Source organism: Cytobacillus firmus DS1 (assembly GCF_000565285.1).
Lineage (GTDB): Bacteria > Bacillota > Bacilli > Bacillales > Cytobacillaceae > Cytobacillus > Cytobacillus firmus_A.
Genome location: NZ_APVL01000003.1, coordinates 314,244 through 329,524 on the forward strand (window position 1 = coordinate 314,244; position 15,281 = coordinate 329,524).

General features: G+C 46.0%; 15 protein-coding genes. 1 reads left to right on the plus strand and 14 read right to left on the minus strand.

Annotated features, from left to right (window positions below; genetic code table 11):
* Positions 1 to 150: 150 nt before the first annotated feature.
* From rpsR to PBF_RS06020, 7 genes are all read right to left on the minus strand, one after another.
* Positions 151 to 390: a 30S ribosomal protein S18 gene (gene rpsR, locus PBF_RS05990; protein WP_009332461.1), complete on the minus strand. Its 240-nt coding sequence runs from the start codon at positions 388 to 390 to the stop codon at positions 151 to 153.
* A 58-nt stretch (positions 391 to 448) separates the two neighbouring features.
* Positions 449 to 961 carry a single-stranded DNA-binding protein gene (ssb, locus tag PBF_RS05995; RefSeq protein WP_035328289.1) on the minus strand — a complete coding sequence of 171 codons (513 nt, stop codon included), beginning with the start codon at positions 959 to 961 and terminating at the stop codon, positions 449 to 451.
* Between the two features lie 37 nt (positions 962 to 998).
* Positions 999 to 1,286, minus strand: a complete 288-nt coding sequence (gene rpsF, locus PBF_RS06000; protein WP_009332474.1) for a 30S ribosomal protein S6 — start codon at positions 1,284 to 1,286, stop codon at positions 999 to 1,001.
* Positions 1,287 to 1,686: 400 nt separating this feature from the next.
* Positions 1,687 to 2,787, minus strand: a complete 1,101-nt coding sequence (gene ychF, locus PBF_RS06005; protein WP_035328291.1) for a redox-regulated ATPase YchF — start codon at positions 2,785 to 2,787, stop codon at positions 1,687 to 1,689.
* A gap of 160 nt (positions 2,788 to 2,947) precedes the next feature.
* Positions 2,948 to 4,942 carry a molybdopterin-dependent oxidoreductase gene (locus tag PBF_RS06010; RefSeq protein ID WP_035328293.1) on the minus strand — a complete coding sequence of 665 codons (1,995 nt, stop codon included), beginning with the start codon at positions 4,940 to 4,942 and terminating at the stop codon, positions 2,948 to 2,950.
* Positions 4,943 to 4,969: 27 nt separating this feature from the next.
* A complete protein-coding gene (locus PBF_RS06015; RefSeq protein ID WP_035328295.1) occupies positions 4,970 to 5,167 on the minus strand; it encodes a DUF951 domain-containing protein in 198 nt (65 codons plus the stop codon).
* Positions 5,168 to 5,169: 2 nt separating this feature from the next.
* Entirely contained in the window at positions 5,170 to 6,060 is an 891-nt protein-coding gene (locus tag PBF_RS06020) for a mechanosensitive ion channel family protein (RefSeq protein WP_035328298.1), read from the minus strand.
* 277 nt (positions 6,061 to 6,337) lie between these two features.
* Here PBF_RS06020 and yyaC point away from each other — a divergent pair, with 277 nt between their 5' ends.
* Positions 6,338 to 6,967, plus strand: coding sequence for a spore protease YyaC (gene yyaC, locus PBF_RS06025; RefSeq protein ID WP_035328300.1), 630 nt, complete (start codon positions 6,338 to 6,340; stop codon positions 6,965 to 6,967).
* Positions 6,968 to 7,159: 192 nt separating this feature from the next.
* On the opposite strand, the gene PBF_RS06030 is transcribed toward yyaC, so the two are convergent.
* The 7 genes from PBF_RS06030 to mnmE all read right to left on the minus strand — a co-directional run bounded on the left by PBF_RS06030 (position 7,160) and on the right by mnmE (position 15,202).
* On the minus strand, positions 7,160 to 7,873 hold the full coding sequence (locus PBF_RS06030; protein ID WP_035328302.1) for a DUF554 domain-containing protein: 714 nt from the start codon (positions 7,871 to 7,873) through the stop codon (positions 7,160 to 7,162).
* 115 nt (positions 7,874 to 7,988) lie between these two features.
* Positions 7,989 to 8,834, minus strand: a complete 846-nt coding sequence (locus PBF_RS06035) for a ParB/RepB/Spo0J family partition protein (RefSeq protein WP_035328304.1) — start codon at positions 8,832 to 8,834, stop codon at positions 7,989 to 7,991.
* Entirely contained in the window at positions 8,827 to 9,588 is a 762-nt protein-coding gene (locus tag PBF_RS06040) for a ParA family protein (RefSeq protein WP_035328306.1), read from the minus strand. The genes PBF_RS06035 and PBF_RS06040 overlap by 8 nt, the downstream gene beginning before the upstream one ends.
* 214 nt (positions 9,589 to 9,802) lie before the next feature.
* Positions 9,803 to 10,687 carry a nucleoid occlusion protein gene (noc, locus tag PBF_RS06045; RefSeq protein ID WP_035328309.1) on the minus strand — a complete coding sequence of 295 codons (885 nt, stop codon included), beginning with the start codon at positions 10,685 to 10,687 and terminating at the stop codon, positions 9,803 to 9,805.
* A gap of 354 nt (positions 10,688 to 11,041) precedes the next feature.
* Positions 11,042 to 11,758, minus strand: a complete 717-nt coding sequence (gene rsmG, locus PBF_RS06050) for a 16S rRNA (guanine(527)-N(7))-methyltransferase RsmG (protein ID WP_035328311.1) — start codon at positions 11,756 to 11,758, stop codon at positions 11,042 to 11,044.
* 43 nt (positions 11,759 to 11,801) lie between these two features.
* Positions 11,802 to 13,691 carry a tRNA uridine-5-carboxymethylaminomethyl(34) synthesis enzyme MnmG gene (gene mnmG, locus PBF_RS06055; protein WP_035328314.1) on the minus strand — a complete coding sequence of 630 codons (1,890 nt, stop codon included), beginning with the start codon at positions 13,689 to 13,691 and terminating at the stop codon, positions 11,802 to 11,804.
* A gap of 125 nt (positions 13,692 to 13,816) precedes the next feature.
* Complete coding sequence (gene mnmE / locus PBF_RS06060) at positions 13,817 to 15,202, minus strand: tRNA uridine-5-carboxymethylaminomethyl(34) synthesis GTPase MnmE (protein WP_035328417.1); 1,386 nt, start codon at positions 15,200 to 15,202, stop codon at positions 13,817 to 13,819.
* Positions 15,203 to 15,281 lie beyond the last annotated feature (79 nt).

The window sequence follows — 15,281 nt, forward strand, 5'->3', positions numbered from 1 at the left end:
TTTTTGAACCCATATAAGCTCTATTGTAGCTAGTATTAAATGCAGGTTCAACCTTCGCGATTTCAGAAAGGATTTTAACTTTAACACAATCCCGTACTAAAGGAAAACATAACAAAAAAGACGCCGGATACCAGCGTCTTTTCATATTAATTATTCACCTGAAACGTATGGCAGTAATGCCATTTGGCGAGCGCGCTTAATAGCAATCGTTAATTTACGTTGGTATTTAGCGTTAGTGCCTGTTACACGACGTGGTAAAATCTTACCGCGCTCAGAGATGAATTTTTTTAGAAGATCCACATCTTTGTAGTCGATGTGAGTGATTCCGTTTGCAGTGAAAAAGCAAACCTTACGACGTTTAGCACGTCCTCCTCTGCGTCCTCCAGCCATGGTCAGTTACCTCCTTTAGCTTTTTGATTTATATATTTCCGTTCATAATCGGGCACTATTAGAATGGCAGGTCGTCATCGGAAATGTCGATTTGGCCGTCATTTGCGAATGGGTCCTGATCCACGCGAGTATAGCCGCCCTGATTACGATTATCCTGGCGTTGATTCTGATTGCTGTTATTTCCAAATGGGAAATCCTGATCTCTTGGACCGCCGTAGTTCGGATTACCGCCGCCCTGGCCGCCAGAACTATTCTTCGGCTCTAGGAATTGCACACTCTCAGCCTGGACTTCTGTCACGTAAACGCGCTTTCCATCCTGGCCTTCATAGCTGCGGGACTGAATCCGGCCATCTACACCTGCAAGACTTCCTTTTTTAAGGAAGTTCGCTACGTTTTCAGCTGGCTTTCTCCATACCACACAGTTGATAAAGTCTGCCTCCCGCTCACCTTGCTGATTCGTAAAAGTACGATTCACGGCAAGAGTGAATGAAGCGACAGGAACTCCGTTCGGGGTATACCGCAAATCAGGATCCTTTGTCAAACGTCCGACAAGAACAACACGGTTCATCATCAGAATCAACTCCTCTCGGTAAAAATGGCTTTATCTATTATTTTTCGTCTTTAACAACGATGTAACGGATGATGTCTTCGCTGATTTTAGCTAAACGAGTGAACTCGTCAACTGCTTTTGCTTCAGCATTAACGTTCATAAGCTGGTAGTAGCCATCGCGGAAATCATTGATTTCGTATGCAAGGCGACGCTTACCCCAATCCTTTGATTCAGAAACCTCCGCACCATTGTCAGTTAAGATTGTGTTGAAACGCTCAACTAGGGCTTTTTTAGCCTCATCTTCAATGTTTGGGCGGATGATGTACATAACTTCGTACTTTCTCATCACTTTCACCTCCTTTTGGTCTAACGGCCCACAAAGGGCAAGGAGCAATATACATTACTCACAAGTTGAAATTATAGCACATTAAATATGCAAAAGCAATAAAACTAGAGTGAATTGGAAGATGGAAGATTATTTTGAAGCCTCTTTTCGTATATATTATTGTTTTTCATCCATCAATGTTGTCCGTTGATTTCCGCTCCAGGATGCTCGCTTTCCGCGGGGCAGGCTGTGAGCCTCCTCGACGCTTCGCGTCTGCGGGGTCTCACCTGTCCCGCTACTCCCGCAGGAGTCTCGCACCTTCCGCTCCAATCAACTCAGTAAATAAGATAAAAAAAGCGAAAACAGCCTTTTTGAAAGAGTCATTAAAAAAGAACCCCTAAAAATAGAGGTTCCAACATAATTAAACGTTAAAGCGGAAGTGCATGACATCTCCGTCTTTAACAATGTATTCTTTTCCTTCGAGGCGAACTTTTCCTGCTTCTTTTGCAGCTGTCATGTTTCCTGCAGCGACAAGGTCATCATAGGAAACCGTTTCTGCACGGATGAAGCCTTTTTCAAAGTCAGAGTGAATCACTCCGGCACATTGAGGAGCTTTCATGCCTTTGCGGAATGTCCAGGCGCGGACTTCCTGTACGCCGGCAGTGAAATAAGTTGCCAGTCCAAGCAGGTTGTAGGCTGCTCTGATCAGCTGATCAAGTCCGGATTCTTCGATGCCAAGCTCCTGAAGGAACATTTCTTTTTCTTCCCCATCAAGCTCTGCAATTTCAGATTCGATTTTTGCACAGATAACGATCACTTCTGCATTATCTTTTGCGGCAAATTCTTTTACCTGCTGCACATATTCGTTAGAAGAAGGATCCGCTACATCATCCTCGCTTACGTTCGCAACGTAAAGCACTGGCTTGATTGTCAGCAGGTGAAGACCTTTTACAATCTTCATTTGCTCGTCTGTAAACTCAACCGTACGGGCAGGTTTGTCGTTCTCGAACGCTTCTTTTAATTTTTCCAGAATTTCAAGCTCGATCACAGAATCTTTATCCTTCTGCTTAGCCAGCTTGCTCACACGGCCAATTCGCTTGTCAACCGACTCAAGATCAGCCAGAATCAATTCCAGGTTAATGACTTCAATATCATCGATCGGGTCCACTTTCCCTGCAACGTGTGTAATATTGTCATCCGCAAAACAGCGGACAACCTGACAGATGGCATCCACTTCACGGATATGAGATAGGAATTTATTCCCAAGACCTTCCCCTTTGCTCGCACCCTTTACGATGCCGGCGATATCCGTAAATTCGAAAGCCGTTGGCACAGTCTTTTTCGGCTGAACCAATTCAGTTAATTTATTCAAACGGTGGTCAGGCACTTCAACAATTCCCACATTCGGATCAATTGTACAGAACGGATAGTTCGCTGACTCCGCTCCCGCCTGGGTAATTGCATTAAACAACGTAGACTTTCCGACGTTCGGCAAACCTACAATACCAGCTGTTAAAGCCATCCAAGTCACTCCTCAACTTTAATTCATCTATTAAAAATACGATTGATTCTCATTTAAACAAGCCTCTAACAATTATAGATAGTTGCCGGAGAAATGTAAAGAAAAGGTGACAGGCACCTATACCACTTTGCCTGACTGGTATAGGTGCCTGTCACCGCTATTAAATCTTCTCTATATTCACAAGGCAGTCATACAAAGTGCTGCCAAGGCCGTTGTCCGATTCGCGGCTGGATGTAAGGTTATTGACTGGGCCGCCGAATTTTGCCCAGATGCCTTCATCGATATTGATGGTATCCGGATGGGCTTTTTTCATAATATGGACAAAGCCATTCATTGTCCCCCGGTCATTCCACACTTTGACGTAATCGTTCTCCTGCAGGCCAAGCTTTTCGGCAATGTTATCGGCAATTTCCACCTTTGCCTTAGGCTCCGGCTTCAATAGGTGATAATGCTGCGAATGATTGGAGCGGAGAGGGTGAATCGTCAGCAGGGTAAAAGGAAACTGTTCCGCACGCTTTTTATCCGTCCACTTGGTTTCCCGGGGAAGAGCGAGTGTCAGCCTGCTTTCGGAACCCTTTCGGAACGAGGTAAATTCATACTTGCCGCTTGGCGTCTTGAACTGGCGGTCTGCCCAGGGCACCGTATCAACCGGAAGCTCCTTATGATGGGAATTCCGTAAGCTATCAAGCGTAATCCCCTGCTCTTTAAGCGAACCGAGGCCCATGCTGATAAACTCTTCCCTTGTAAAATCGAAATCGGCTCCGAATCCGAGTCGCTTAGCAAGCTCAGTCCATACCCATAAATCAGGCTTTGCTTCACCTGGCGGTTCTGCCAGCTGCGGGCCATGGTTAACATAATGATGATACATGGAAGAATAATAGACATCTTCCTGTTCAAACACGGTTGCAACAGGAAGAACGTAATCTGCCATTTTAGCCGTGTCTGTCATAAACTGCTCCATCACGACAACAGTCTCCACAGATGCAAAAGCTTCTCGGACCCTTGAAGAGTCAGGCACCTGGGTTAAAGGATTTCCGCACGTAACGAAGATCATCTTAATCTCAGGATCCTTCGCTGTTAAAATCCCCTCTGCCTGCCGCATCATCGTAAATTGCCTGAAAGCCGTCTTCCGCTCAGGGAGGGTGAGGGCAGCCGCATCAAAGCTCTGTCCTACCTGTCTGTTGGCATAGTTTGCACCGCCGCCCGGAATGCCGATATTTCCGCTCACGGCAATCAAAGCATCCATCAGCCTGATCGTATTCCCGCCGTTTTCGTAGCGCTGCATGCCAAGCCCAAAGAAAGTGGAAACAGGCCGGTCTCCGTAAATCTCTGCAAGCTCGGTCATGACTTCTGCAGGCACTTCCGTTTTCTCTGCGATTTCCTCAAGCGTTACACTATTCAGCAGGTCATTCAGATCTTCAAATCCAATTGAATGGTTATCTATGAAACTATTATCCTCCAGACCCAGACGGAGCATTTCCTTCATGATGCCCGCCGCAAGCCAGCCGTCCATACCCGGCTTAATGGTAAAATAACGGTCAGCCATTTTAGCCGTCGCATTAAAAATTGGATCTATCACATACAATTTGGCACCCTGCTTCTTTGCTTCCTGCAGCTTTTGATACAGGTGCATATTGGTGCGGGCAACATTTCTGCCCCAGACAACAATATGTTTGCTGTTCAAAATATCTTCAGGACCATGGCTATACGCATCCCCGAAATCCCAGCTCTGGGCCTCGATGCCGGCTCCCCAGCAGATGGACCCCACGAGTTCAGTCACGCCGCCATAGCAGTTGAAAAAGCGCTGATCCAGGTTCGTCAGCAAACCGCCATTGGCATAATCATGGCTGTGCAGGATCGAAGCCGTGCCAGCCGTTTCTTTTAGCTCCTTCATTTTCAGGGAAATATCGTGCAAAGCCTGCTCCCAGGAAATTGGCACAAATTCTCCATTTACCTTTTTCAGCGGGTGAAGCAGGCGCTCCGGAGAATTGGTTCTGCTCTCAAGCATTCTGCCGCGGCCGCAAATTTTCCCCTTTGTTATCGGATGGTCCTGATCGCCATCTACTTTTGTCACCTTACCTTCTTCAACGGTTACCTGAAAGCCGCAGCTGTCCCAGCAGTTTAGGGGACAGGCTGACTTAAACGTTTGTGCCACGAACCTCATCTCCCTGCAGTTTGTCTCTTATTCCTCATGCTTAACAAGAATTTTCTTCATTTTGCGGGCGAATTCCCTTCTTGGGATCATCACGCTGTGTCCGCAGCCTTCACACTTAATGCGGATATCTGCTCCCATCCGGATGATTTTCCATTTGTTGGCCCCGCATGGGTGAGGCTTTTTCATTTCCACCACATCATGTAAATCAAATTCTTTTTGCTCCATGTTTATCCCTCCGCATTCAGTTTTGGGTTATCCTGTTCATTTCGTGTATACATCACAAGGCGCGGGAACGGAATTTCAATGCCATGTTCATCTAAACAAAGCTTAATTTCCTTCCGCAGCTGGCGCGCAATATAAAAGTGCCTCATTGGCAGTGTTTCTGAAACCACACGAAGCACTACATCCGAAGCAGCCAGGTTTTGGATGCCGAGAATTTCCGGCGGCTTGACCATATCCTCATATTTTTCCGGGAGCTTTTCGAATAATTCATGAAGGACCTGTTCAACCTTCACAATATCGCCTTCATACGCAATGCTGACATCCACAAAAGCCACACTGTTGTTTATGGAAAAATTGGTCACCTGCATAATGCTTCCGTTCGGAAGGATATGAACTTCACCTGTCCAGTTTTTTATCTTTGTCGTCCGAAGTCCGATTTCTTCTACTGTTCCTTCAAATTGATCAATCCGGATATAATCCCCAACCGAAAACTGATCTTCAAAAATGATGAAAAATCCGGTGATAATGTCCTTTACAAGACTTTGTGCCCCAAACCCAACAGCCAATCCGACGATTCCGGCACCGGCCAAAAGGGCTTTTACATCAATTGTCAGCACCGATAGTATCATGATCGCCGCAACGAAAAACACCACATAGGTGAGCATATTCTCCAGCAGCTTCAGAAGGGTGGCTTCCCTGCGCTCTGAGATTCGGAGCCTTGACGGCGTCCTGACTTTAAAAATATTGCGGATGGCCAGCTTGCCGATCCTGATCAGAATGCTCGTCACGATCAGAATCGCAATAACTTTAAAGATGCCTTCCCCAATGGTTATCCACGTTTCTTCATTCGAAATCTTATCTATCATTCCGTTTATCATTTTTTCAATAGGACTCATGGTTTCACCTGCTTTGATTTAGTGAAAATAAAAAGTACAGCACCATCATCTTTAACTTGTATGAAATTATACTGCATCTTGCCCTTCAGTGCGAATCCCTCTGTAAAACAAAATTATTTTATCAATTTTTCTCTTGGCTTAACAGTGAAAAAACCGATTGTTTAACGATTAAATAATACAGGTATGTATAGATTACACAAAAATTCCGTATACTGTTAAAAATGCATAAATACTTGTTTTTCGGGCATGGCAAGGATTAAAGAGGGAGTGGACCTATATGAACTTCAAACCAAACTTGTTTGACAAAAAAGGCGGGGCTTCTGCCAGAATCTCGCATGAAGAAACAAACTCTGCAGAAAAATTGGCTGCTGAACTGAAGAATATTCTGCCTGCGGGCATTGGCTGCCGTCCCATCGTTTTTGTCTGCATTGGCACAGACCGCTCTACAGGTGATTCATTAGGTCCGCTGGTCGGTACACTCCTTGAGGAAAAATCCATTTCATCTTTCCATGTATACGGAACATTGGAGGACCCGATCCATGCCGTTAATCTGGAGGAAAAATTGAACGAAATCAAAAAGAAGCATTTCAATCCCTTCATTGTCGGGATCGACGCCTGTCTGGGACGCCTGAAAAGCGTCGGAGTCATCCAAATTGGAGAAGGCCCGGTCAAACCGGGCGCCGGAGTCAATAAAGATCTGCCGGAAGTAGGGGATATGCACATCACCGGCATCGTCAATGTCAGCGGATTCATGGAATTCTTCGTCCTTCAGAACACAAGGCTCAATCTCGTCCTTAAAATGGCCAAAACCATCGCGGGCGGCATCTATGAAGCCAGCCTGACCCACCAGACAGCGCCGGCATGGCGTGCGTTTAAGTGGGAACTGAACCGTGAACAAACACCTTAATTGAGCAGGAAAGCCGCAGGGGAGCATGCGGCTTTTTTTGTTGGACGGGGGAGGGGAGTGAGATTGCGCTGATTTACTGGGGTTTCGCGCTGTATCAGCCAGTTTATGCGCCACTCCCAGCAATTTACGGGCAGCAAAAACAATGCACCGCAAGCACACCAACTCCCGTGCCTGCGATGCACATCAATTCACCTAAAAATAAATTCCATAAAAATAAATAACCGATACAATAACTCCCGTAACCACAATTCCCGGAAGCAGGTTCGCCACCCTGATCTTCGTAATGCCTGTCAAATTCAGACCAATTGCAAAGATCATGATTCCGCCTGTTGCGGTCATTTCCTTGATAAAGCTGTCCATCAGAAGCTGGGGGACAAACCGGTCGATTTGGGTCGCAAAAAGGGCAATAAGTCCTTCATACAGCATGACCGGAAAAGCTGAAAAGAGCACACCGATCCCTAATGTAGTCGTTAAGATGAGGGAGGTGAAGCCGTCAATAATCGATTTGGTATAAAGCACCGAGTGGTCACCCCTGATGCCGCTGTCGAGCGCGCCGATGATCGCCATAGCGCCAATGACAAAGATGAGTGTAGCCGTTACAAAGCCCTGCGAAATGCTGCCCTGGCCTTTCGAGCCAATTTTGCTTTCGAGCCAATCGCCAAGCTTGTTCAGCTTATCTTCAAGAGCAAAGTACTCTCCAATCACCGTTCCGAACACAAGGCTCAAAATCACCACGAGGAAATTCTCGCTTTTAAAGCCCATTTGCAGGCCGAGCACCATGACAGCAAGGCCAATCGCATGCATGACTGTGCCCTTCATGTTTTCCGGAATGCGATGGAGCAATTTCCCCAGCAGTGTTCCAATAATAATCAATAATCCATTCACAAGCGTACCTAGCAGAAACATACTCTTCACCTTATTATTTCGCAATGCGAATTATTTTCTATTAAAATTACCATGAAAGGTCTTAGCCTACAATCTTTTTTTATACTGTAAAAAAATAAACCATCATTAAGATGGCTTACGACTGGGTTTCTAAAAGCTCCATAATGCGTTCCAAATCTTCTTTTGAGAAAAATTCAATCTCAATTTTCCCTTTGTTTTTGGACTGTTTAATATGGACGGTGGTTCCGAACCGTTCCCTGAGGGAGGATTCGCGTTCCTTAATGAAAATATCCTTAGACACTGCCGGCTTTTTCGTTTCACGTGAAACATCGTTCAGCTGCTGAATCAGCTGTTCAAGCTGACGGACATTTAAGCCGTCTTTAACTGTTTTTTCAACAAGCGCCTGCAGTTTCTCTTTTTTTCGCAGCCCCAATAGCGCTCTTCCGTGTCCCATGGAAATTTTTCCGTCTGAAATCAGTCCTTGAATTTTCGGAGGAAGGGATAGCAGGCGAATATGATTGGCAATATGCGGCCTGCTTTTTCCCAGGCGCTTGGCCAATTCCTCCTGTGTCACCTTGAGCTTCTCCATCAGCAACTGATATGCAGCCGCTTCTTCAATCGGCGTTAAGTCTTCACGCTGCAGATTCTCAAGAACAGCGAGCTCCATCATCTGCTGTTCAGTCAGTTCTCTTACTACAACAGGAACTTTCTCCAAGTTGGCTTCTTTTGCTGCCCGGTAGCGGCGCTCCCCGACTACAATCTCAAAGCCCTTGATGCTTTTGCGCACGATGATCGGCTGCAGGATTCCATGTTCAAGGATGGATTGTTTCAGCTCCTCGATGGCTTCCTTTTCAAACACCTTGCGCGGCTGATAAGGGTTTGGGCGGATGTCTTTTATTTTGACTTCCTGCACGGTTTCTTCACTTTCGGTTTCAGCATTATTGAAAAAAGCATTCAGACCTTTTCCTAAACCTTTAGCCATTTGAAACCACTTCCTTTGCCAGTTCTAAATATACTTCAGCTCCGCGTGACTTCGGATCATAAGTAATGATAGGTTCTCCATGGCTCGGAGCCTCTCCCAGCCGCACATTGCGGGGGATGATTGTTTTATAGACTTTATCCTGAAAATACTTTTTCACTTCTTCAATGACCTGAATGCCGAGATTGGTACGGGCATCAAGCATCGTCAGCAGAACGCCTTCGATTTTCAGATCATGGTTCAGATGCTTCTGCACAAGGCGGACTGTATTCAGAAGCTGACTCAGACCCTCCAGCGCATAGTACTCGCACTGCACGGGTATGATTACGGCATCCGAAGCGGTCAGCGAATTTATCGTCAGTAATCCGAGGGAAGGAGGGCAGTCGATAATCACATAATCAAAATTTTCTTTTACTTCCTCAAGAGCCCTTTTTAATCTTACTTCCCGTGAGATTGTCGGCACCAGTTCAATTTCTGCGCCTGCCAGCTGAATGGTTGCCGGAATGGCGTATAAATTTTCTACAGAAGTGGGTTTTATGACCTTTGATGCTTCCACATCATCCACGAGGACGTCATAGATGCAATGATCGACATCCGCTTTTTCAATGCCGATTCCGCTGGTTGCGTTACCCTGCGGATCAATGTCGACCAGCAGCACTTTCTTGCCTATGTATGCCAGGCATGCACCAAGATTGACGGAAGTGGTCGTTTTGCCGACTCCGCCTTTCTGGTTCGCAATGGCTAAAATCTTGCCCACAGTGTCACCTGCTTTCATCTATCAGTAATCCAATCTATCTATCTGCGAATTAATTTGTATCGTTAAATCACGTAGTCTATTTTATCACGAAAAACAGGGCAGAATAATTTTTTTGTAAAAAATAAGAAGATTCTAATAGTCTTTTTATCGTCCATCAAAAAAAAACGCGAAATATAAAACAGGGAGCCCCCGCTTTATATTTCGCGTAAAAAAATTATTTCTTTTTAGGAATCTTGATCGTGATTTGATAAAATTCATCAAATTCTTCTTCTTCAGAATCAAGATTAATGCCGCTGTCAGAAACCATGGATAAAGATTGCCTGATCGTGTTGACCGCAATTCTCATATCCTTGCTGAAAGCCTTTCGTTTCGGCTTTGGCTTTGGATTTTTCTGTTCGAGAATTTTGACAACCCGGTCTTCCGTCTGCTTCACATTGAGATTCTTTTCCACAATCTCCTGAAGCAGGGCGACCTGCTTCTCCGGGTCTTTCAGCGGGATGAGCGAACGGGCATGCCGCTCTGTGATTGATTTGTTTAACAGTGCATCCTGGACAGGCTGCGGCAATTTCAGCAGACGAAGCTTGTTGGCAACGGTTGACTGGCCTTTTCCAAGGCGCTGTGCCAATGCTTCCTGTGTCAGGCTATGCAGTTCTAAAAGTTTTCCGTAGGCAACAGCTTCTTCAATCGGTGACAATTCTTCCCTTTGAAGATTTTCAATTAAAGCAACTGAAGCCGTTTCGGTATCGCTAAGATTTTTGACAATAGCAGGAGCTTCTTCCCAGCCCAGTTTTTTCATGGCCCGGTATCTGCGTTCACCTGCTATGATTTCAAACTGGCCATCTTCAAATTCCCGTACGACGATTGGCTGGATGATTCCATGCGTATGGATAGTCCGGGAAAGCTCTTCTATTTTTTCATCATCAAACACCGTTCTTGGCTGGAAACGGTTGGGGACGATTTGATCAATAGGAATTTTCTTAACTTCTTCTCTGTCGCTTAAGTCTTCAACAATATCCAGCTGTTCTTCTGCTGGTTTTTCCGCTGTAACTTGTTCTCCCTTTTCGCCTAGGCCAAAAAAGCGTGAGAAAGAATGCTTCATCACCCTGCACCACCTTTACGAAACTCCCTATAACATATTCTCTATCATCATGACAAATCCTGCCGGACAGGAGCAATATAAAGTGAAACTTCAATCATTGGGGAGGCATTATCCCCCACTGATTGTTAGTTGAGGCCCACAGGAAGTGGGTCACAAAGACGTTGCCACAGGACGTGGCGTTCTTAGTCTTTGTCCTTCTTTCGGGCCTTTACGGGCAGTTGGTCTCCCGCTAATCTTGCTTCGATTCCACTGTTTCTCACAAAGGGGAGTCTTACTGCCCGTTAGACTGCGATAAATATCTGGAAAAATCGAAACGTTTACACCATTATGTCATACAATGGCAAATTGCGCACCCTATTCAATTGGTGTTTTATTGGGTGTCCCCGGCTTTCGCGGGTACTTTTTAGGAGTGCTCTTTTCTTTTTTTATGATTAAAATATTGCGCTCACTTTCTTCCTCAGGCAGCGTGAACGTGTGGGAATCCACAAGTTCACCGCCCAGCACCGAGACGGCCTTTTTACCGGCATCCAGTTCTTCCTTTGCACTGGCGCCCTTCATGGCCACAAATGTGCCTCCTGTTTTAGCCAGAGGCAGACACAGCTCGCTTAAAACGGATAATCTGGCAACAGCTCTTGCTGTCACCACATCAAAAGACTCACGGTATTCCTTGTTCTGGCCAAAGGTTTCCGCACGGTCATGGATAAAGCGGACATTCTCAAGCCCCAGCTTCTTCGCCAGATGCTCCAGAAAACCGATGCGTTTATTAAGCGAGTCAACGATCGTAATATGTAAACCCGGAAAAGCAATTTTAATCGGTATGCTCGGGAATCCTGCCCCCGCACCGACATCACAGACCTTTAGCGGCTGGCTGAAGTCAAAGTAAAAAGCAGCGCTAATGGAGTCATAGAAGTGCTTTAGATACACATCTTCCTTTTCCGTAATGGCTGTTAAATTCATTTTTTCATTCCATTCCACCAGTGTGGAATAGTAGGTGTCATATTGCTGCAATTGCTGTGGCGAAAGGGCAATCCCCTTCGCCGCCAGCATTTCAGTAAATTGTTCGGTATTCATTTAGTAATCCTTTCCGTTCTCAGACATAATCGGATTTTCCTCTTTACTCAGCTGAAACTCGTGCAATTCTCCCCTGCTCTAAATAAACAAGCAAAATGGAGATATCTGCAGGATTAACTCCGGAAATTCTCGAAGCCTGTGCGAGAGATAGCGGCCTTACTTCCTTCAGCTTTTGTCTTGCTTCGGAAGCCAATCCGTTAATATCATCATAATCGATGTTTTCAGGGATCTTCTTGTTCTCCATCTTCTTCAGCCGCTCCACCTGCTGAAGGGACTTTTCAATATAGCCTTCATACTTGATCTGGATTTCCACCTGCTCGGTTACATCGGGATCAAGCGCAGTTTCAGCCGGAGCGAGCTGCCCGATATGCTCATATGTCATTTCCGGACGCTTCAGCAGATCTGAGGCGCGGATGCCGTCTTTCAACTCGCTTCCGCCCTGGCTTTTGATCAGCTCCTGCACGTCAGAAGACGGCTTGATGATGATGCCTTGCAGACGTGCTTTCTCGTCTTCTATTGCCTGCTTTTTCAGCTGGAATTTTTCATAGCGTTCTTCACTGATCAGACCGACTTTGCGGCCAATCTCTGTTAAACGCAGGTCCGCATTATCATGGCGAAGCAGCAGACGGTATTCCGCTCTTGAAGTCAGTAGACGGTAAGGCTCGTTCGTGCCTTTGGTTACAAGGTCATCAATCAGGACGCCAATATAGGCATCTGAACGGCTTAAAATTACTTCTTCCTTATCAAGCGATTTCAATCCGGCATTCATGCCTGCCATTAATCCCTGGCCGGCAGCTTCTTCATAGCCGGATGTCCCGTTAATCTGGCCGGCCGTGTAGAGATTTTTCACCTTTTTGGTTTCCAGTGTCGGCCATAATTGCGTTGGGACGATGGAATCATATTCAATTGCATAGCCGGCACGCATCATCTGTACCTTTTCAAGTCCAGGGATCGTTCTGAGAATCTTCTGCTGCACATCCTCAGGCAAGCTTGTTGAAAGCCCCTGCACATATACTTCCTGAGTATTTCGGCCTTCAGGCTCAAGGAAAATCTGATGGCGCGGCTTATCGTTAAAGCGGACAACCTTATCTTCAATGGACGGGCAATAGCGCGGGCCAGTTCCTTTGATCATGCCGGAGTACATTGGCGAGCGATGAAGATTATTGTCGATCAAAGTATGCGTTTCTTCATTGGTGTATGTCAGCCAGCAAGGGAGCTGGTCTGTAATATACTTGGTCGTTTCATAGGAAAAAGCTCTGGGTACATCATCGCCAGGCTGGATTTCCGTTTTGCTGTAATCAATGGTATGGCTGTTGACGCGCGGCGGCGTTCCAGTTTTAAAACGGACCAGATCAAAGCCAAGCTCCTGCAGATGCTCTGAGAGCTTAATGGATGGCTGCTGATTATTAGGGCCGCTTGAGTACTTCAATTCACCAAGGATTATTTCTCCTCTTAAGAAGGTTCCGGTCGTAATGACGACCGCTTTTGAATGATACACGGCGCCTGTCTGGGTGACAACGCCCCTGCATTCTCCATCTTCAACAATCAGACGTTCAACCATTCCCTGAATAAGCGTCAGGTTCCGTTCATTTTCCAGTGTTTTTTTCATTTCATGCTGATATGTGAACTTATCGGCCTGTGCTCTTAATGCACGTACGGCTGGGCCTTTTCCTGTGTTCAGCATACGCATCTGAATATGCGTTTTATCAATATTCTTGCCCATTTCTCCGCCAAGGGCATCGATTTCCCTTACGACGATACCTTTTGCAGGTCCCCCGACTGAAGGGTTACAGGGCATAAAGGCTACCATATCCAGGTTGATTGTGATCATTAATGTCTTTGCACCGAGGCGGGCCGAAGCAAGGCCTGCTTCCACACCCGCGTGTCCGGCTCCGACTACTATGACATCATAACTTCCAGCTTCATATGTCATGATGCGGCCTCCTTTGCTGCAATCAGGCAAGCACAGACCCAGGCTCATCAGAGGCTGAACCGGCCGATTGCAAAAGTTAAAAATCTATTTTCGCTGCGTCAGCTGACACAGCCTGCTTAAATCATCTATTTTCCTAAACAAAACTGCGAGAATAACTGGTCGATCAGGCTTTCATGGACGCTGTCGCCAATAATTTCACCTAGCAGCTCCCATGTTCTTGTCAAATCAATCTGCACAATATCAATTGGCGTTCCCATCTCAACACCCTGCATCGCTTCATCAATGGCATTTTGCGCCTGATTCAATAGGGCAATATGGCGGGTATTGGAGACATACGTCATATCCCCGGCTTCGATGGAGCCTGCAAAGAATAAAGAAGCAATGGCTTCCTCAAGATCGTCGACACCCTGGTCCTCCAATAAAGAGGTTGTAACCAGTTTATGATGCTTCGAAAGCTCGCGGACGCGATTCATGTCGATTTTTTGATCAAGGTCGGTTTTATTGACAATCACAATGACATCCATGCCTTCGACCGCTTTAAATATATTTTCGTCCTCAGACGTCAATTCATCCGAGTAATTGAGCACAAGCAAAATTAAATCTGCTTCCTTTAATACCTGCCTCGATTTTTCGACACCGATGCGTTCTACGATATCTTCCGTTTCGCGAATGCCGGCTGTATCCACCAGACGGAGCGGCACTCCTCTGACATTCACATATTCTTCAATAACATCCCGGGTAGTGCCCGGTATATCAGTCACAATCGCTTTATTTTCGTGAACAAGGCTATTCAATAAGGAAGATTTCCCAACGTTTGGCCTTCCGACAATGACCGTGGAAAGTCCTTCACGCAGTATTTTCCCCTGCTGTGAGGTTTGAAGGAGCTTTTCGATTTCTTTTTTTACATAAGTAGCCTTCTCCATCAGCATATGATGGGTCATTTCCTCGACATCATCGTATTCGGGATAGTCGATATTGACTTCCACGTGAGCCAGGATCTCAAGAATTTCCTGCCGAAGCTTCTGAATAAGCTTTGACAGCCTTCCTTCCATCTGGCCAAGTGCCACGTTCATAGCCCGGTCTGTCTTGGCGCGAATCAGATCCATGACCGCTTCTGCCTGTGATAAATCAATCCGTCCGTTCAGGAAGGCGCGCTTTGTAAATTCACCCGGCTCAGCAAGCCTAGCACCATTATTCAGCAAAAGCTGCAGCACGCGATTCACGGAAACCAGTCCGCCATGGCAGTTGATTTCGATGACATCTTCCTTCGTAAATGTTTTCGGTCCCTTCATGGCTGAAACCATTACTTCTTCAGCAATCTGTTCAGTTTTCGGGTCAACAATATGTCCATAATGAATGGTATGGGACGCCACATTCTTCAGCCGCTTGCCTCCTACCCCTCTGAAAAGAAGGTCCGCAATGTCAAATGCCTGATCACCGCTCAGGCGGACAATGGCAATGGCTCCTTCTCCCATTGGAGTAGATATTGCAGCGATTGTATCCAATTCCAATTCATTCACCTCTCTTTTCGTTCTTACTTCCATCTATATAAAAAATGAATCCTGCTTTCGATTCCCCAAATTAATAGAA